This window comes from Methylobacterium sp. A49B (assembly GCF_053346215.1).
On sequence record NZ_JBKFBO010000095.1, the window covers coordinates 36,962 to 55,858 of the forward strand.

13 protein-coding genes are annotated in these 18,897 nt (G+C 70.0%); 7 read left to right on the forward strand and 6 right to left on the reverse strand.

Annotation, left to right across the window (positions count from 1 at the left end; translation table 11 throughout):
- Positions 1-7 precede the first annotated feature (7 nt).
- The 4 genes from ACLBX9_RS13870 to ACLBX9_RS13885 all read left to right on the forward strand — a co-directional run bounded on the left by ACLBX9_RS13870 (position 8) and on the right by ACLBX9_RS13885 (position 4,230).
- Positions 8-1,069, forward strand: coding sequence for a ligase-associated DNA damage response exonuclease (locus tag ACLBX9_RS13870; RefSeq protein WP_447719328.1), 1,062 nt, complete (start codon positions 8-10; stop codon positions 1,067-1,069).
- Positions 1,066-2,778, forward strand: coding sequence for a cisplatin damage response ATP-dependent DNA ligase (locus ACLBX9_RS13875; protein WP_447719329.1), 1,713 nt, complete (start codon positions 1,066-1,068; stop codon positions 2,776-2,778). Before ACLBX9_RS13870 ends, ACLBX9_RS13875 begins: the two co-directional genes overlap by 4 nt.
- Positions 2,775-3,257, forward strand: coding sequence for a secondary thiamine-phosphate synthase enzyme YjbQ (locus ACLBX9_RS13880; RefSeq protein ID WP_447719330.1), 483 nt, complete (start codon positions 2,775-2,777; stop codon positions 3,255-3,257). The genes ACLBX9_RS13875 and ACLBX9_RS13880 overlap by 4 nt, the downstream gene beginning before the upstream one ends.
- A gap of 181 nt (positions 3,258-3,438) precedes the next feature.
- A complete protein-coding gene (locus tag ACLBX9_RS13885; RefSeq protein ID WP_010687088.1) occupies positions 3,439-4,230 on the forward strand; it encodes a flagellar hook basal-body protein in 792 nt (263 codons plus the stop codon).
- 120 nt (positions 4,231-4,350) lie between these two features.
- Here the strand turns inward: ACLBX9_RS13885 and ACLBX9_RS13890 are convergent, their stop codons facing one another.
- The 3 genes from ACLBX9_RS13890 to ACLBX9_RS13900 form a co-directional block, all read right to left on the reverse strand.
- Positions 4,351-5,886 carry an efflux transporter outer membrane subunit gene (locus ACLBX9_RS13890; protein WP_447719369.1) on the reverse strand — a complete coding sequence of 512 codons (1,536 nt, stop codon included), beginning with the start codon at positions 5,884-5,886 and terminating at the stop codon, positions 4,351-4,353.
- A gap of 143 nt (positions 5,887-6,029) precedes the next feature.
- Positions 6,030-9,179 (reverse strand): efflux RND transporter permease subunit, encoded by a 3,150-nt coding sequence (locus tag ACLBX9_RS13895; RefSeq protein ID WP_010687090.1) that lies wholly within the window; start codon positions 9,177-9,179, stop codon positions 6,030-6,032.
- A 16-nt stretch (positions 9,180-9,195) separates the two neighbouring features.
- Positions 9,196-10,518 carry an efflux RND transporter periplasmic adaptor subunit gene (locus ACLBX9_RS13900; protein WP_010687091.1) on the reverse strand — a complete coding sequence of 441 codons (1,323 nt, stop codon included), beginning with the start codon at positions 10,516-10,518 and terminating at the stop codon, positions 9,196-9,198.
- A gap of 281 nt (positions 10,519-10,799) precedes the next feature.
- Here ACLBX9_RS13900 and ACLBX9_RS13905 point away from each other — a divergent pair, with 281 nt between their 5' ends.
- The 3 genes from ACLBX9_RS13905 (at position 10,800) to ACLBX9_RS13915 (ending at position 16,664) form a co-directional block, all read left to right on the forward strand.
- Entirely contained in the window at positions 10,800-11,801 is a 1,002-nt protein-coding gene (locus ACLBX9_RS13905; protein WP_447719331.1) for a CobW family GTP-binding protein, read from the forward strand.
- Positions 11,802-11,986: 185 nt separating this feature from the next.
- The gene (locus ACLBX9_RS13910; RefSeq protein WP_447719332.1) at positions 11,987-13,246 is read left to right on the forward strand and encodes an O-antigen ligase family protein; all 1,260 of its coding nucleotides are present in this window, start codon (positions 11,987-11,989) and stop codon (positions 13,244-13,246) included.
- Between the two features lie 79 nt (positions 13,247-13,325).
- Complete coding sequence (locus ACLBX9_RS13915; protein ID WP_447719333.1) at positions 13,326-16,664, forward strand: ATP-binding protein; 3,339 nt, start codon at positions 13,326-13,328, stop codon at positions 16,662-16,664.
- A gap of 131 nt (positions 16,665-16,795) precedes the next feature.
- On the opposite strand, the gene ACLBX9_RS13920 is transcribed toward ACLBX9_RS13915, so the two are convergent.
- The 3 genes from ACLBX9_RS13920 to ACLBX9_RS13930 form a co-directional block, all read right to left on the reverse strand.
- Entirely contained in the window at positions 16,796-17,107 is a 312-nt protein-coding gene (locus ACLBX9_RS13920) for a hypothetical protein (protein WP_447719334.1), read from the reverse strand.
- On the reverse strand, positions 17,104-17,415 hold the full coding sequence (locus ACLBX9_RS13925; RefSeq protein ID WP_447719335.1) for an EthD family reductase: 312 nt from the start codon (positions 17,413-17,415) through the stop codon (positions 17,104-17,106). The genes ACLBX9_RS13920 and ACLBX9_RS13925 overlap by 4 nt, the downstream gene beginning before the upstream one ends.
- 116 nt (positions 17,416-17,531) lie before the next feature.
- Entirely contained in the window at positions 17,532-18,863 is a 1,332-nt protein-coding gene (locus ACLBX9_RS13930; protein WP_010687096.1) for an NAD(P)/FAD-dependent oxidoreductase, read from the reverse strand.
- Positions 18,864-18,897: the final 34 nt, after the last annotated feature.

The following is an 18,897-nucleotide window of genomic DNA, read 5'->3' on the forward strand; positions in this document are numbered from 1 at the left end:
GGACCCGATGCCGACACGCGCCAGCGAACTCCTCACCCTGACCCGCGAGGGGCTCTACTGCCCCCTCGGTCGCTTCCACGTCGATCCGACCTGGCCGGTGGAGCGTGCGCTGATCACCCACGGCCATGCCGACCACGCCCGGTCCGGGCACGGCCAGGTGCTGGCGACGCCCGAGACCCTGCGGATCATGGCGGTGCGCTACGGCGCGGAGTTCTGCCGCCAGCGGCAGGAGGCCCGGCTCGGCGAGGCTTTGTCCGTGGGCGACGTGACCGTGCGCTTCGCCCCAGCCGGGCACGTCCTCGGCTCCGCACAGATCGCCATCGAGCGCGAGGGAGCCCGCGTGGTGGTCTCGGGCGACTACAAGCGCGCGCCGGACCCGACCTGCCTGCCCTTCGAAGTGGTGCCCTGCGATGTCTTCATCACCGAGGCGACCTTCGGTCTGCCGGTCTTCACCCACCCCGACACACGGGGCGAGGTTCGCAAGCTCCTCGAATCGGTGAAGCTGTTCCCCGAGCGGGCGCACATCGTCGGCGCCTACGCGCTCGGCAAGGCGCAGCGGGTGATGGCGCTCCTGCGGGAGGAAGGCTGGGACCGGCCGATCCATCTGCACGGGGCCATGGAGAAGCTCACCGCCCTCTACAAGGAGGAGGGGATCCCGCTGGGCGACACGCCGAAGGTGGTGGCCGCCGAGCGCAAGGATCTGCACGGGGCGATCGTGATCTGCCCGCCCTCGTCGATCCAGGATCTGTGGTCCCGGAAGTTTCCGGATCCGGTCACCTGCTTCGCCTCGGGCTGGATGCGGGTGCGGGCCCGCGCCCGGCAGAAGGGCGTCGAGCTGCCGCTGGTGATCTCCGACCATTCCGACTGGCCGGACCTGTGCCGCACCATCCGCGACACCGGTGCCGGCGAGGTCTGGGTCACGCACGGGCAGGAGGACGCGCTGGTCCACTGGTGCGGCACGCAGGGCATCAGGGCCCGACCGCTCCACCTGCTGGGATACGGCGACGACAGGGAAGCCGAGGTTGCCGCTGAAGGCAGCCCAGGGGCTGGCGCGGAGGCAGCGGCGTGAACGAGTTCGCCCACCTGCTGGACCGCCTCGCCTACGAGCCGCGACGCAACGCCAAGCTGCGGATGCTGCAGGATTACTTTTCCCGCACGCCCGATCCGGAACGGGGCTTCGCGCTCGGCGCCATGACGGGCACCTTGAGCTTCCGCGAAGCCAAGCCGGCCCTCATCCGCGACCTGGTGGAGGAGCGCATCGATCCGGTGCTGTTCCGGCTGTCGCACAACTACGTCGGGGATCTCGCGGAGACCACGGCGCTGATCTGGCCCACCACGCCGCTGCCTCCCCCCTCTGCGGGGATCGGCCACAACAACCCGCCGCCGCCGAGCCTCGGCGAAGTCGTGGAGACCCTCAGCACGATTCCGAAGCGCGAGCTGCCCCGCCACCTCGCCGAATGGCTCGATGCCCTCGACGAGACTGGCCGCTGGGCGCTCCTGAAGCTCGTCACCGGCAACCTCCGCGTCGGCGTCTCAGCGCGGCTCGCCAAGACCGCGGTGGGCGCGCTGGGCGGCCACGATGCGGACGCTGTCGAGGAGGTCTGGCACGGGCTGACACCGCCGTTCGAGACCCTGTTCGCCTGGGTCGAGGGACGGGGTGAGCGCCCGGAGACCCTGAACCCGGCCCCGTTCCGGCCCCCGATGCTGTCACACCCGATCGAGGAGGAGGCCGACCTTGAGAAGCTTGAGGCCGAGGCGTTCTCGGCCGAGTGGAAGTGGGACGGCATCCGCGTCCAGCTCGTCGGCGGACTCGACCGGGCCGGCGAGCAGGTCGGAAAGGTCTATTCCCGCACCGGTGAGGACATCACCGGGGCGTTCCCGGATCTCGCCGAGGCCATCACCTTCGCGGGCGCGCTCGACGGCGAACTGCTGATCCTGCGCGAGCGGCGGGTGCAGAGCTTCAACGTGCTGCAGCAGCGGCTGAACCGGAAGGCCGTCACGGCAAAACTCCTCGAGGAGTTCCCTGCCCATGTCCGGGCCTACGACCTCCTCACCCTCGACGGTGAGGACCTGAGGCCTGAGCCCTTCGCGGCCCGGCGGGCGAAGCTCGAGGCCCTCGTCACGCGCCTCGACCATGCCCGGATCGATATCTCGCCGCGCGTGCCCTTCGCGGATTGGGAGGCGCTGGCCGCCGCGCGGGCCGACCCCGCCTCCGTGGGGGCCGGCGAGGACGCCAATGCCATCGAGGGTGTGATGCTCAAGCGCCTGAACAGCCCCTACCTGCCAGGGCGACCCAAGGGGCCATGGTGGAAGTGGAAGCGCGAGCCCCACATCGTCGATGCCGTGATGATGTACGCCCAGCGCGGGCATGGGAAGCGCTCGTCCTTCTACTCGGACTACACGTTCGGAGTCTGGCGCGCGGCGCCCGAGGGCGGGGACGAGCTTGTGCCGGTGGGCAAGGCCTATCACGGCTTCACCGACGCGGAACTCGCCAAGCTCGACCGCTACGTCCGCAACAACACCACCAAGCGCTTCGGCCCGGTGCGCGAGGTCGCCCACGGGCGCGACGCCGGCCTCGTGCTGGAGATCGCCTTCGAGGGCGTGCAGCGCTCGACCCGTCACAAGTCCGGGGTGGCGATGCGCTTCCCCCGGGTCAGCCGCATCCGCTGGGACAAGCCCCCCGCTGAGGCCGACCGGATCGACGTGCTGGAGCGCATCCTCGCCCGCGGCGAGCGCGAGATCGCGCCCGGCGCGACCCTGATGGAGAAGTCCGCATGAGGCAGGGGATCAAGCGGGAGGGCAAGATCGGGCCGGTGGAGACGTTGGCCGCGGGCCCGGTGGAGCGCCACGCGAGCGGGCGCCTCGCCATCGCGACCCCGGGGCAGGGCTTCACGGATTTCACCGCCGCGGTGTCGGATTTCGTGCGCGGCAGCGGCGTCCAGGACGGTCTCGTGACGGTGTTCTGCCGGCACACCTCGGCCTCGTTGACCATCCAGGAGAATGCCGATCCCGACGTCCAGACGGACCTGATGGCGGCGCTCGACGGGTTCGCGCCGCGGCACGCCGGCTACGTCCACGGCGCCGAGGGGCCGGACGACATGCCGGCCCATATCCGCACGCTGGTCACCGATTCGGCCCTCACCATCCCGCTGGTCGACGGCCGCCTCGCGCTCGGCACGTGGCAGGGGATCTACCTGATCGAGCATCGTGATCGGCCGCACCGGCGGGAGATCGTGCTGAGCGCGATCGGCGCGTGAAGTCCGCGCCGTCATCGATTCGGTCCGCCCGCAAGGACGGCGGTGTGCCGGCCGGCTCAGCGCGGCCGCATCGGCGGCAGGGGCGGCAACAGACCGCCGCACACGGACGATTAACCATATCGAGCGCTTATGATTCTCCGTCGGGTCGGCTGCCCTGCCGGTCTCGCGAACGGAGACCCCGATGGGCCTTTTCGCTGCGCTCTCGAACTCGATTTCCGGCGCCTCGGCGCAGTCCCTCGCCCTGAACAACATCTCGGGGAACATCGCCAACACCCAGACGGCGGGCTTCAAGTCCACCGAGACGAGCTTCGCCGACATGCTGGCCCAGACCGAGGGCGGCATGCAGCCGGCCGGTGGCGTCTCGTCCAGCACGCGCAACAGCCTCAACATCCAGGGCACGGTGCAGTCGACCGGCGTGTCGACCAACCTCGCGATCTCGGGCAACGGCTACTTCATCGTCCGGGAGAACACCGGCACGGACCAGAGCCCGAGCTTCACCGGTCAGACCGGCTATACGCGCCGCGGCGACTTCACGCCGGACGCGAACGGCTACCTCACCAACGGCGCGGGCTACTACCTGTTCGCCGGCCCTTCGGCGAGCGGCCCGGTGCAGGTCCCGACCGGCGCCAACACACTGTCGAGCCTCACGGTCTCGCCCGCCGGTACGCTCACCGGAACGGCCGCAAACGGCAGTTCGGTACCGCTGGGCACGCTCACGCTCGCGCAATTCGGCCTGCAGGACAATCTCGCCTCCCTCGACGGCGGCACCTACGTGGCCACCGACAAGTCGGGCACGCCGAGCTACGGCCTGAACGGCGCCACCATCGCCGCCGGCTCGGTCGAGCAGTCGAATGCCGGGATCGCCGATCAGTTCTCCAAGATGATCGAGACCCAGCAGGCCTATACGGCCAACACGAAGGTCATGAGCACCACCGACCAGATGCTCCAGGACGCCATCGCGATGTACACCTGAGGCGGTCCTAGGGGCGTCATAGGGTGTCCGGTTGAACGCTTCGGCCGTGCGTCCCGCCCCGCCGTAGCTTCGCTGCGCTCGGAAGGACGGCGGCCCCCAAGCGATCGGCCGGGAACGGTCTTACAGAAACTTCAGCGGGTCCTTCTCGGGCGGAGGCGGTGCCACGTCGGCCCGGTTCCACCAGCCGCCGCCGAGGGCCACGAACAGGGCGGCGGTGTCGGCGTACTGAGTGGCGCGCGCACCCGCCGAAGTCACCAGCGCCGAGAGGTATCCCTGCTGGGCGATCAGCACCTGCGAGGAGGTGACGGCGCCCGCCGTGTATTGCTTGCGGATCAGCCCGAGGCTCTGGTTCGTGGCGCTCACCGCGGCGTCGGCGGCGGCCACCGCCTTTGCGTCGGCCTGGAGCGCCCGCAGGGCGTCGGCGACGTTCTGGAAGGCCGTGATCACCGTCGCCTTGTACTGCGCCTGCGCCTCCGTCAGCGATTCCTCGGAGGCCCGCTGGCGCCGGAACAGGGTGCCGGCATCGAAGATCGGCGCCGTCGCCTGACCGATGATCGTGAAGAACGCCGCACCGGGACTGGTCACCTGTGCGATCCGCGTGGCGCTCGAGCCGCCGGTGGCGGTCAGGCTGAACTGCGGCAGGCGGTTGGCCACCGCCACGCCGACATTGGCGCTCGCCTGCTGGACCAGGGCCTCGGCGGCCTTCACGTCGGGGCGCTGCTGAACCAGCCGCGAGGGCAGGCTGACCGGGAGCCGGGTCGGCAGGTGCAGGGCCGACAGGTCGAAGGTCTCCGAGACTTCGTCGGAGGGAAGGCGCCCGGCCAGCGCGGTGAGCAGGTTGCGCTGCTGCGCCAGCTGCTTCTCCAGCGGCGGCAGCAGCTGCTGCGACAGAGCCAGCGCTGCCTGCTGCTGCACCACGTCTGCCCCCGCGATCTGACCCAGCGAGAGCTGCTTGTTGTAGAGCTGCAGGATCTCGGTCTGCGCCTGGATCACCTTGCGGGTCGCGTCGATCTGCGCCCGCAGCGAGGCCTCCTGGATCGCGGCCGCCACCACGTTGCCGGTCAGGCTGAGATAGGCGGCCTCCAGCTGGAAGCGCTGGTTCTCGGTGGTGGCCTCGAGCGACTCGATCTGGCGGCGGTTCCCGCCGAACACGTCCGGATTGTACGAGACCACCGCCTGCGGCGTGGACAGGCTGTAGAGATACTGGTTCTGGTTGTTGAGTGGCGATTGCAGGTCGAGGCCCGGCGCCAGCGCCCCCTGGATCTGCGGGGTCGCGGTGAGGCTCGGGTAGAGCGTGCCCTTCTGGGCGAGCACGTTCTGCTGGGCGACCCGCAGGGAGGCCTGCGCCGCCTCCAGGGTCGGGTTGTTGGCGAGCGCCTGATCGACGAGGCGGTTCAGCGCCTTCGAGCGGAACAGGCCCCACCATTGCCCGGGAATGTCGGCGCCGGAGACGAAGCTCTGGTCGGCCGAGCCGCCCGCCCGGGTCCGGATCTTGTCGGCGGCCGAGGGGTTCTTCAGCGGCTCCTTGGTGTAGCGGCTGACCGGGGGATCCTCCGGCGGCACGTAGTTCGGGCCGACCGCGCAGGCCGACAGGGACAGGGAGGCCGCCAGCACAAGGGCCGCCCGTCCGCACCTCTCCGGCGCCCAGCTCACCATCCTGCCCCCGAACCGCTCGACTTGGTAGAGCGACCCGGCGCGCGTCCAAGTCAATCCGGCCGTCCCCAAGTCCCGCCCGCGGGACCAGCCTTGTGGCGCCCCTGCAACGCGCCGCACCATCGCCCGAGGGCGCCCGGACCGGATCACGCGGCGGCCCGGTGCTCGGTCCGCCCCCGCGCGTCCGGGTTCGGCCGGCGGCGGGAGAACAGGGAGATCAGCACCGGCACGACCACGAGGATCAGGTTCGGCGCCAGGATGATGCCGCCCACCACCACGAGGGCGAGGGGCTTCTGAACCTGCGAGCCGATCCCGGTGGAGACGGCGGCCGGCAGCAGGCCCACGCAGGCGGCCACGCAGGTCATCATCACCGGGCGCATCCGCACCACGGCGGCGTGCCAGACCGCCTCCTGCCGCCTCCAGCCCTCGTCGAGGAGCTGGTTGTAGTAGGCGAGCAGGATCACGCCCTCCATGGTGGAGATGCCGAACAGCGCGATGAAGCCGATCGCCGCCGAGATCGAGAACGGCGTGCCGGTCAGGAACAGGGCGAAGATGCCGCCGATCATCGCCATCGGGATCACCGACAGCGTCAGCAGCATGTCGGCCACCGACGAGAAGTTGATGTAAAGGAGCAGTGCGATCAGCAGCAGCGTGATCGGCACCACGAGGCTGAGGCGGGCGGCCGCTTCCTTCAGGTTGGTGAACTGCCCGACCCATTCCAGCCGGTAGCCCGGGGGCAGGTCGACGGCCTCGGCGACCTTGCGCTGCGCCTCGAGCACCGCGCTGCCGAGGTCGCGACCGCGCACCGAGAACTTCACCGGGATGTAGCGTTCCTGGTCCTCGCGGTAGATGAACGAGGCCCCCGACACGAGGTCCACGTCGGCGATTTCGGAGAGCGGTACCTGGACCACGCCGCCGTTGGGATTCTGGGCGCCCACCGCGATGTTGCGGATGCCGGCGAGCGACGAGCGATACTCCTTGGCGAGGCGCACCCGCATGGGGAAGTGGCGGTCGGAGCCGTACTCGTAGAGGTCGCCGGCGGTCTGGCCGCCGATCGCCGCCTGGATGGTGGTGTTCACGTCGCCGATCGACAGGCCGTAGCGGGCGGCCTTGTGCCGGTCCACGTCGATGCGGACCGTCGGCTGGCCGAGGGACTCGAACACCGACAGGTCGGTGACCCCCTGGACGGTGGCGAGCGCCGCCTTCACGGCGTTCGCGGTCTTGGTGAGCTGCGCGAGGTCGTTGCCGTAGATCTTGACCGAGTTCTCGCCCTTCACGCCTGAGGCCGCCTCTTGGACGTTGTCCTCGATATACTGCGAGAAGTTAAACTCGATTCCGGGGAACTCCGCCGCCAGCTGCTTGCTCAGATTGGCGATCAGGGTCTCCTTGTCGAGTCCTTTCCGCCATTGGTCGATCGGCTTGAGCGGGGCCAGGATCTCGACGTTGAAGAAGCCGGTGGCGTCGGTGCCGTCGTTCGGCCGGCCCTGGTGGGACAGGACCGTGGTGACCTCCGGAACCTCCTGGAAGATCTTGCGCATGCGCTGGACGTAGGCGTTGCCGGCCTCCAGCGAGATCGAGGACGGCATCGTCCCGCGCACGTAGAGGTTGCCCTCCTCGAGGCGCGGCAGGAATTCCAGGCCGAGATTGCGCGCCACGAGGCCCGAGACGAGCAGGATCGCCAGCGTCACGGCGAGCGACAGCACGCGGTTGCGCAGGCCGAAGGCCAGGATGCGCTCGTGCCCGAAGCGCAGGAGCCGCACGATCAGCGTGTCGCGCTCCTCCAGCTTCCTGGGCAGGATCAGCGCCGAGAGCGCGGGCGAGACCGTGAAGGTCGCGAGCAGACCGCCCAGCAGCGCGTACGCGTAGGTCTTGGCCATCGGCCCGAAGATGTGGCCCTCGACGCCGGTCATCGTGAACAGCGGCAGGAAGCCCACGATGATGATCGTCGCCGAGAAGAAGATCGCCCGGTTCACCTCCCGGCCCGCGACCGCGATGGTGCCGAGCCGCCCGGTCAGCCCGGCGGGCGGCGCGTCGCCCTTCACGTGGTCGGGCTCGGCGAGGTGCCGGAACACGTTCTCGACCATGATCACGGTGGCGTCGACGATCAGGCCGAAATCGATGGCGCCGAGCGACAGGAGGTTGGCCGAGTCGCCGCGCACCACGAGGATCAGGATCGCGAAGCCCAGCGCGAAGGGGATCGTCGCCGCCACGATGATCGCGCTCGTCAGCGAGCCGAGGAACAGCCACTGCACCACGAAGACCAGCACCACGCCGAAGATGAGGTTGTGCATCACCGTGTGGGTCGTCGTGTGGATCAGTCCGGACCGGTCGTAGATCCGCTCGATCTTCACGTCGGGCGGCAGGATCGAGGAGCTGTTGATCTTGTCGATCTCGGCCTCGACCCGCTCCAGCGTCGGCAGGCTCTTGCCGCCGCGGCTCATGAGCACGATGCCCTCGACGATGTCGGGTTGGTCGTCGTGGCCGACGATCCCGAGCCGCGGTGCGTTCGAGACGCGCACCTCGGCCACGTCGCGCACCAGCACGGGCGTGCCGTTGACGAGGCTGATCATCGTGTCCCGGATGTCGTCCATGTCGCGGATCAGGCCGATGCCGCGCACCACCGCCGATTGCTGCCCGACGTTGAGCGTCTGCCCGCCGACGTTGATCGAGGCGTTGTTGAGCGCCGTGGTCAGCTGGACGAGGGTCAGGCCCTGCGCCTGGAGGCGGTTCAGGTCGACCGCGACCTCGTATTCCTTGGCCTTGCCGCCGAAGGCGGTGACGTCGACCACGCCGGGAATCGCCTTGAACCGGCGCTGCAGCACCCAGTCCTGAAGGGTCTTCATGTCGGTGGGCGAGTAGCCCGCCGGGCCGACCAGCTTGTAGCGCATGATCTCGCCCACCGGGCTCGTCGGCGAGATCTGCGGCGTGGCTCCGTTCGGCAGCGAGGGGGCCTGCGACAGCCGGTTGAGCACCCGCTGCAGCGCCTCCTCGTAAGTGTACTCGTAGTTGAACTGGATCTTCACGTCGGAGAGGCCGAACAGCGAGATCGTCCGCACCACCTGGGCGTTGGGGATGCCGGCGAGCGCCACCTCGAGGGGGATCGTGATGTAGCGCTCGATCTCGTCGGCCGACTGGCCCGGGTTCTGGGTGATCACGTCGACGAGCGGCGGGACCGGATCGGGATAGGCCTCGATGTTGAGCTGCGTGTAGGCGCCGTACCCGATGCCCAGCATCAGCACGAACATCAGCACCACCAGCACCCGCTGGCGGAGCGAGAAGGCGATCAGGGCGTTCATCGGACCGGATCCTCGCTCAGGACGCCTTGTCGCCGGTGGCTGCCCGGTCGATGAACAGGGCGCCGCGAGTCACGACCTGGTCGCCGGCGCGCAAGCCCTGGACGACCTGGGCGTTGTCGCCATTGATCAGTCCGAGCTTGACGTCGCGCGCCTCGATGGCTCCGTCCGGCCGGGCGACCCAGACGTGGGTGCGATCGCCCTCGTACACGATGGCGGCGACCGGCACGCTGGGCGACGGCTCGCCCTTGCCGGTGACGATCGTGTAGGTGGCGAACATCTCCGGGCGCAGGACCCGGTCTGGGTTGTCGACCTCGCTGCGCACGGCGAGCCGCCGGGTCGCCGGGTCGAGGCTGGAGGCCATGTAGTTCACCCGGGCCTTGAACACCCGCGCGCCGAAGCCCGCCACCTTGGCCTCGACCTCCTGGCCGATGCGGATCTTCGGGATCTCGCTCTCGCGGACGTTGGCGACGAGCCACACCGTGGACAGGTCGCCGATCACGAAGACCGGGTCGCTCGACGCGGAGAGGTACTGGCCGATGCCCACCTTCCGCTGCACGATCGTGCCGGGAATCGGCGCCCGGATCTGGGTCTCCGGGCTCATCGTGCCCTTCTTCTCGTAGGCGGCGATCTCGGCGTCGGTCTTGCCCAGCAGCCGCAGCCGGTTCTTCACCGCGTCGAGGGCGGCCTCGGCGGTCTTCAGGTCGCTCTGGGCCGCGATGACGTCGTTCTGCGCCGACTGGTAATCCTTCAGCGCCGTCGCGTGGGCCTGGAACAGCTCCTGCTGGCGCTGGGCGATGGTCTGGTCGAGCTTCAGGAGCGCCTGCTGCTTCTGGAGGTTGTTCAGGGCCGCCTGATAGTCGTTCTGCGCCTGGACCATGTCGGTGGCCTCGAGCGTCAGCAGCACGTCGCCGGCCTTCACGTCGTCGCCCGCCCGCACCAGGACCTTTGTCACCCGGCCCGCATAGGGCGAGACCACCGGCACGTTGTCGTCGTCGTTGAGGGCGATGCGCCCCTCGGCGGAGCCTTCCGGGCGGAACACCTGCGTGGCGACCGGAAGGATCTCGAAGGCGGCGCGCTGTTCCTTGGTGGGGCGGAAGATCCGCTCCACCGGGCCGGCCTTCTGCACGTCGAGGCCGGGATCGGGATTGCCCGGCGCGAACAGGCCGGTCAGTGCACCGACCAGACTCGACGCAGTCTCGCGGGCGCGCTCCGGAAAGGCGAAGGCGAGGCCGGCCACGGCCCCGACGAGCACGAGGACGACCACGAGCCCCGGCCACCGCCGCCTGCGCGACGGTGCGGTGACGGCCTCGTCCTGTTCCAGCGGATTGCGGGCGTCCATGGGATGTTCTTCAGGAACCGGGCCAGTCGAGGAGGAATGGTTTCGCGCCGGAACGCCGCCCACATCAATCCGACCGCAGGTGCTTTTCTATGGCAAGCCGCGCGCAACATTCGTGCGGCGCCGTCTGCCTAGAGCAAAGCTTCTCCGACTCGCAATCGACGGGCGCCTCCGGTCGCGAAACCGTGTGGCTGCGCCTTCCTTTGACGGAAACTGTTACAATATGACAACGGTGGCGGGCCCGGGCCCGCCCGACCCTGTCCGCCGCCATCGAAGAACCGAGCATGACCGATACGAGCGCTGCCTCCGCCCTGTCCGGATCCCCCGCCAGCAAGATCCCCGTGACCGTGCTGACCGGCTATCTCGGCGCCGGCAAGACCACCCTCCTCAACCGCATCCTCACCGAGAACCACGGCAAGCGCTACGCCGTGATCGTCAACGAGTTCGGCGAGATCGGCATCGACAACGACCTCGTCGTGGGCGCTGACGAGGAAGTGTTCGAGATGAATAACGGCTGCGTCTGCTGCACCGTGCGGGGTGACCTGATCCGGATCATGGACGGGTTGGTGAAGCGCCGGGGCAAGTTCGACGCGATCATCGTCGAGACCACCGGTCTCGCCGACCCCGCCCCGGTGGCTCAGACCTTCTTCGTCGACCAGGACGTTGGCGAGGCCGCCCGGCTCGACGCCGTGGTGACGGTGGCCGACGCCAAGTGGCTCTCCGACCGCCTGAAGGACGCCCCCGAGGCGAGGAACCAGATCGCCTTCGCGGACGTGATCCTGCTCAACAAGAGCGACCTCGTGGCGCCGGCCGACCTCGACCGGGTCGAGGCCGAGATCCGCACCATCAATCCCCTGGCCAAGCTCCATCGCACGCAGAACTGCGCCGTGCCCCTCGACGCCGTGCTGGAGCGCAACGCCTTCGACCTCGACCGCATCCTCGACGTGGAGCCCGACTTCCTGGAGGAGGGGCACCACCACCATCACGATTCGGACATCCGCTCGATCTCGGCGAAGATCGAAGGGGAGGTCGATCCCGAGAAGTTCATGCCGTGGATCTCGAACCTGACGCAGGTCCAGGGGCCCGACATCCTGCGCTGCAAGGGGATCGTGGCCTTCCCGAACGAGCCGAAGCGCTTCGTCTTCCAGGGCGTGCACATGATCCTCGACGGCGACGTCCAGGGCGACTGGAAGCCGGACGAGAAGCGGGTCTCCCGGGTGGTGTTCATCGGGCGCAACCTCGACGAGGCGGCGATCCGGGACGGGTTCGAGAGCTGCCGGGCGTGATGGGTTGAAGGAGAGGCGGGCGCGGGATCCCTCCCCCCTCTGCGGGGGAGGGGGACGCGGATCCGCCGCGCTCACGCCTCGTAGCCCCAAACACTTCGGCTCCTACCCCGAAGTCGAATCTCAACCATTGACTGTCAGTCTAGCGTCCGTGGGCACGCGTATCCGGCCCGCGGAGCCCGCGTATCATGGCTTACACCGCAGCCCCCGGCGCGCCGGTCCCGTCCGGGGCGCAGGCGGGCATTCCCCTTCTGGCCGCCGTCCAGGGCTTGGCCAAGGCGCTGTTCGCGGCCTTCATCTTCTTCGCCTGCTTCGCCTTCTCGGAGACATCGCCCTACGATGCGGTGGCGCTGCCCACGATCCTGCTGTGGCTCTGCCTCGGCGTGCGCCTGCACCGGGGGATGGTGCCGCTGCTCGCGCTCCTGCTCCTCTACCTGACGGCGATCGTCCTGGCGCTGCTCCCGTATCTGAACGAGGATTTCCCGGTCACCTGGACCATCCAGCTCATCTACCTCTCGGTCACCTGCATCTTCTTCGCGATGTTCTTCGCGGACGACACGCATGCCCGGATGGAGCTGGCGCTCAAGGCCTACACGGCGAGCTGCGTGTTCTCGGCCGCGCTCGGCATCGTCGGCTACCTGCAGTGGCTCGGGATCGAGGACCTGTTCTACAAGTACGACCGCGCCTCCGGCACCTTCCAGGACCCGAACGTGTTCGGCTCGTTCCTGACGCTGGGCGCCCTCTACCTGATGCACGGCCTGCTCACCGGCACGGCCCGGCGGCCGCTGGCGGCGCTCGCCGGCCTGCTGGTCATCGTGGCCGGCATCTTCCTGTCGTTCTCGCGGGGCTCCTGGGCCGGCAGCGGGGTCGCCGTGCTGCTGATGGTGGGCTCGGTCTACGCCGGCAGTACCTCGCTGCGCCTGCGCCGCCGCATCGTGCTCCTGACCGTCGGGACCCTCGTGCTCGGCACGGTCGCGGTGATCGCCCTGCTCTCGGTCGACCACGTGCACAAGATGTTCGAGATCCGCGCGTCCCTGGCGCAGGACTACGACCAGGGCGAGACCGGCCGCTTCGGCAACCAGCTGCGCGGCATCGCGATGCTGCTGGAGCGCCCGTTCGGGATGGGCCCGATGCACTGGCGGCTCGTCTTCGGGCTGGAGCCGCACAACTCCTACATCGGCTCCTTCGCCAACGGCGGCTGGCTCGGAGGCGCGGTGTTCATCGGCCTCGTGCTGACCACCGGCGTCGTCGGCTTCCGGCTGCTGGCGCGGCCCTCGCCGGTCCGGGCGCACGCGCAGATCGTGTGGCCGGCTCTGCTGATGTTCTTCCTGCAGGCCTTCCAGATCGACATCGAGAAGTGGCGTCACGTCTACATGATGCTCGGCATGGTCTGGGCGCTGGAGGCGGCGCGGCTGCGTGCCGCGCCGCGGCAGGCCGGTGACGCTTGAAACCCGGGCCCAGCCGCGCCATCGCTCCCCCGCCGCGGGGGCGGTCACCGAACGGCGTAACCGCATCCGGAGACTGGACGTGACGACACAGCCGGACAACGAGCAGGATCGGCTCGCGGCCCTGCACGCCCTCGAGATCCTGGGCACGGCGCCGGAGCCGCATTTCGACGCCGTCTGCCGCACCGCCTGCCGCCTGTTCGGCGTGCGCAGCGCCTTCGTGGCCCTGATCGACGACACGCATCAGTGGCTGAAGACCCCCTGCGTCGACGTCCCCAGCGAGATGCCGCGCGCGGAGAGCTTCTGTCAGCACACGATCCGCGGCGACGCCCTGCTCGTCGTTCCCGATGCCCGGCTGGATCCGCGGTTCCGCGACGCGGCCCTGGTCACGCGCGCGGATGGGATCCGCTTTTACGCGGGCGTTCCGCTGAGCCTCAAGAAGGGCTTGCGGATCGGCACCTTCTGCCTCGCCGACCCCGAACCGCGCGAAACCTTCACGGAGGCCGACCAGGCGGCCCTGCGCGATCTGGCGGAGATCGTCGTCGCCCATCTGCGGCTGACCGAGGCCAATGTGCGCCGGGATCGCGAGATCGAGCAGGCGACGATCCGCGAGGCGCTGATCCGCGAGCAGCACCGCGAGATCAATGCCCGTGCGAAGGCCCAGGAGGCCGCCAACCACCAGCTGACCATGGCCGAGCAGCTCGCCCATATCGGCAACTGGCGCGTCGATCTCTCGGACGGATGGCCGGTCTGGTCCGCGAGCCTCTACGCCATCGCCGGGCGGGATCCGAGGACGCCGCCGCCCCGGCTCGCCGAATTCGCCGAGATCTACCATCCCGACGACCGGGCCCGGCTCGAGGGCATCGTCGCCGATGCCGTCGCCCGCCGCGCCAGCTTCGACTTCGAGGCGCGGCTCCTGCGGCCCGACGGCACGGTCCGCGACGTGGTCGTCCGGGGCCTGTGCCGGGGGGAGGGCGCGGCGGCCGGTCTCGTCGGCGTGCTCATCGACGTCACCGAGCGGCGGCGCGCCGAGGACGAGGTGCGCCGGAGCGCGCTGCGCTACCGGGGTTTGGCCGAGACGCTGCCGCTGCTGGTCTGGACCATGCGGGTCGGCGACGGGCAGGCAACCTACGCCAACGCGCAGTTCCACGCCTATTACGGGCCGATCGGGCCGGAGCGGGCCGAGCGCCTCGCCCGCAACCATCCGGAGGATGCCGCCGCCATGGAGGCGGCCTGGATCCGCGCCTGCGAGACCGGCACCGGCTACAGCGGCCAGTGGCGGATCCGGCGCCAGGACGGCGCCTACCGGTGGCACAAGCTCTCGCTGATCCCGATCCGCCTCGATCCCGCGGACGGCGCCGTGGCGGAGTGGCTCGGCACCGCCCTCGACGTGGACGACATCGTGACCGCGCGGCTTGCCGTCGAGGAGGCGCGCGGGCTGCTGGACCTCGCCCTGGATGCCGCCGAGGCCGGCACTTGGTCCTGGGACATGCGCACCGGTCTCGCGTCCCTGAGCCCCGAGAGCACGCGGATGCACGGCCTGCCGGAATCGGACGGGCCGCACACGCTCACCGCCGCCGAGTGGACGGCGCTCCTGAACCCCGAGGACGTCGCCGACGTCTGGAACGAGATCCGGCGCGCGGTCGAGACCTCCACGACCTACGCGGCCGAGTTCCGGGCGGGAGGGCGCTGGATCTACGCCCGCGGACGCACGGTGTTCGGGCCCGAAGGACAGCCGCAGCGCATGGTGGGCTTGAACCTCGACATCACCGAGCGCAAGGCCGCCGAGGCCGCGTTGCGCGCGGCGACCTTCGACGCGGAGGCGGCCCGCGCCGAGGCGGAGCGGGCGAGCGAGGCCAAGAGCGAGTTCCTGGCCGCGATGAGCCACGAGATCCGCACGCCGCTCAACGGCATCCTGGGCTATGCCGACCTCCTCCTGGAGGAGAGCGCCATCCAGAACGAGGATCGTCGGCGCCTGGAGCTGATCCAGAGTTCCGGCGCGGCCCTGCTCACCGTGGTCAACGACATCCTCGACTTCTCGAAGATCGAGGCCGGGGAACTCGTCCTCGATCCCGTCTCCTTCCCGCTGGTCTCGACGGTGGACGCCACGGTGTCGATCGTGCGCGGCAGCGCGCTGCGGAGCGGGCTGGCCATCGGGGCACGGATCGATCCCGCGCTCCCGGCCTTCGTGGTCGGCGATGCCAGCCGCCTCCGGCAGGTGCTGCTCAACCTGCTGAACAACGCCGTGAAGTTCACCTCCGAGGGCTCCGTCACGGTCGCCGTGGAGCGGGAGGGCGCGGGCGTCGCTCCCGACGGCAGCCCGGGCGACATCGTGCGCTTCGCCGTGACCGATACCGGCATCGGCATCGCGCCGGCGCAGCAGGACCGCCTGTTCAAGCGCTTCAGCCAGGTGGACGGCTCCATCAGCCGGCGCTTCGGCGGGACCGGCCTCGGGCTGGCCATCTCCCGGCACCTCGTGACCCTCATGGGCGGCGAGATCGGCGTGGAGAGCCGCGAGGGGGCGGGATCGACCTTCTGGTTCCGCCTCGTCCTCCCGCGGAGCGCCGAAACCGCCACCACGCACGGCGCGCAGGTGGAGCAGGCGGACGCGAAGCCGCGGGCGCCGGTGACCGCGGCCGCCGCGCCGGAGACGGCGGCCGCGCCGCAACTCCGGTTGCTGCTCGTGGAAGACGTGCCGCTCAATCAGGAACTCGCCTGCGCTGTGCTGGAATCGCAGGGCTACGCGGTCGACGTGGCCGGCGACGGGGCCGAGGCGATCACGGCGGTCGGAACCTCCGTCGCCTCCGGACGCGCCTACGATCTGGTGCTGATGGACGTGCAGATGCCGCGCGTCGACGGGCTCACGGCCACCCGCCGGATCCGCGCCCTGGCATCCCCGGCCTGCGACATCCCGATCGTCGCCATGACGGCCAACGTCCTGCCGGCCCAGATCGAGGAGCTGCGCGAGGCCGGGATGGACGACTACGTCGGCAAGCCGTTCCGCCGCGCCGATCTGTTCGCCACGATCAGCCGCTGGACGGCACCCGGGGCACGAAAGCCTGTCCGGGCCGACGAGCCGTGCCATGTCCCCGAAGTCGACTCCGCCGTCCTCGATGCGTCCGTGCTCACCGAGATGAAGGCGAGCTTCGGCACCGACCGCGTGGCCGCCCTCCTGGACCTGCTGGCCAACGAGTTGTCGGAGCGGTTCCGGCCGACCGAGACCGATCGGCTCCAGATCGCCCACGACGCCCACGCCCTCGTGGCGGCGGCCGGGCTCCTGGGCTTCGTCGGCCTGTCGAGCCTGTGCCGCGAGGTCGAGGCCGCCGCCCATGCGGGCGCCGACCTGATGCCGCTCATCCGGCGCCTGGAGGTGCAGCGGGCGACGGCCCTGCGGGCGATCCGGCACTTGCGGGCGGCTTGAGGCGCCCGCCGGGGGGCGCCGCACGGACCGCACGGATTTTTGCGGCGACCGCGCGCACCCTCATCCTGGCTTGCCGAAGCGAGGCGGCTCCGCCGCACCTCAGGATGAGGGTGTGGATTGAAGAAGCCGAGTCAGGCCGGCTCCTCGCCCTCCTCCGTCAGCGGATCGCCCGTCCAGGCCGTGGCGAAGGCGGCGAGTTCCCGGGCGTCCGCGAAGGCCACCACGGTCACCTCGCGTTCGGCCGGCGCCGCCCCCGGATAGGGCGCGAGCTGGATCGTGACGCGGGCGAGGCGGCCGCCGGGGGCGTTGGCGGCGAGCCACGCCTGCGCGTCCGGCGTGAGCCGCTCCGGCCCGTCGAGGGCGCGCGAATCGCCCCGCAGCACGATGACGTAGGTACCGAGGCCGGGATCGGCCTCCTGCACCGCCTTGACGATGTCGATCACGGGTTCTCCGCGAAGTCGTTGATCTGCACCTGGGCCTGGGCCTGGGTGAAGTTCGGGATGTCGGCGAAGATCTCCTCGCCATGGGCGGCCACGGCCTTCTTGAAGGCGTCGACCGATTCGAACGTCAGCAGGGCCATCACCTGGAACGGGGCGGCGCCGCCGTCGGGCGTCTCGGCGCCCTTGACCACCTTGGCCTCGTGCAGGCCGAGGGACGACCAGCGCTCGCGCACCAGCGGCATGTGGTGTCCGAGGTAGTAGCCCATGTCGAAGCTCGGGCCGGCGGGATACATCACGCTCACCAGGATCATCGTGCTCTTTCCTCCCTTGCGGACGCGCCCGACGGTCCGGGCGCCCGGCAACAGCTAGGGCGCTCACCGCCGAAGTGGACGCCGATCCGGCGCGACGGACGCGTGACAGGACGGATCTAGTGCAGCTTCACCCGCGGCTCGGTCCTGCGGGTGAGTGCGCGCGCCAGGGTGTCGAGCGCCGTCTTGGCGGTGCCGTGGAGGGCCCGCTCATGCATCTTGTAGAGCGAGCGGTACATCATCCGGGCGAACAGGCCGGCGATCAGCATGTTCTTGCCGCGGACGAAGCCCATCAGGCTGCCCACCGTCGAGTACTCGCCGAGCGAGACCAGCGAGCCGAAATCCTTGTACTTGAAGGGTTTCAGCGGCTTGCCGTCGATCTTGGCCTGGATCTGGCCGATCAGGTGGCTCGCCTGCTGGTGCGCCGCCTGGGCCCGGGGCGGCACCGGCGTGTCGGAGCCGGCCTCGACCAGGTAGGCGCAGTCGCCCACCGCGAAGATGTCGGGGTCGCGGGTGGTCTGCAGCGTCGGGGTGACGACCAGCTGGTTGGTCCGCGTGGTCTCCAAGCCGCCGATGCCCTGGAGGAACGGCGGCGCCTTCACGCCGGCCGCCCAGACCACCAGCTCCGACGGGATGAAGGTCCCGTCGGCGAGCTGCACGCCGTCGGCCCGCACCTCGGTCACCCGCGCCCGCACGCGGACGTCGACGCCGATCTTGTTGAGGAGCTGCATCACCTCTGCCGAGAGGCGCTGCGGCACCGCCGGCAGAATCCGGTCGGCCGCCTCCACCAGGGTGATGCGGATGTCCTTGCCCGGGTCGATCTTGTCGAGGCCGGTCGAGACCACGTGGCGCAGGGTCCGGTGCAGCTCGGCGGCGAGCTCGGTCCCGGTGGCGCCCGCGCCGATCACCGTCACGTGGAGCTGGCCGGGCCGGACCGGCCCCTCCTGGGTGTGCGCCCGCAGGGACGCGTTCACGAGGCGCTGGTGGAAGCGCACCGCCTGGTCCTGCGTGTCGAGGGCGATGGCGTGCTCGGCCACGCCCGGCGTGCCGAAATCGTTGGTGGTGGAGCCCACCGCCATCACCAGGGTGTCGTAGGGCACCGAGCGCTCCGGCGTGACCTCGCGCCCCTCCGAGTCGTGGCTCGCGGCGAGCTGGATCGTGCGCGCCTCCCGGTCGAGCCCGGTCATGCGCCCGATCCGGTAGCGGAAGCCGTGGATGTGGGCGTGGTGCAGGTAATCGACCGCGTGATGGCCGACATCGAGGCTGCCCGCCGCGACCTCGTGGAGCAGCGGCTTCCAGATGTGCGTGCGGGCGCGGTCGACCAGCGTGACATGCGCACGCTTGCCGCGTCCGAGCTTCTCGCCGAGCTTCGTCACCAGCTGCAGCCCGGCGGCGCCGCCGCCGACCACGACGACGCGATGCAGGCCGGACTCGTTCTCGACGGGTACCATCGACACTCTTTCTTTCCCGAACCGGGTTCAAACG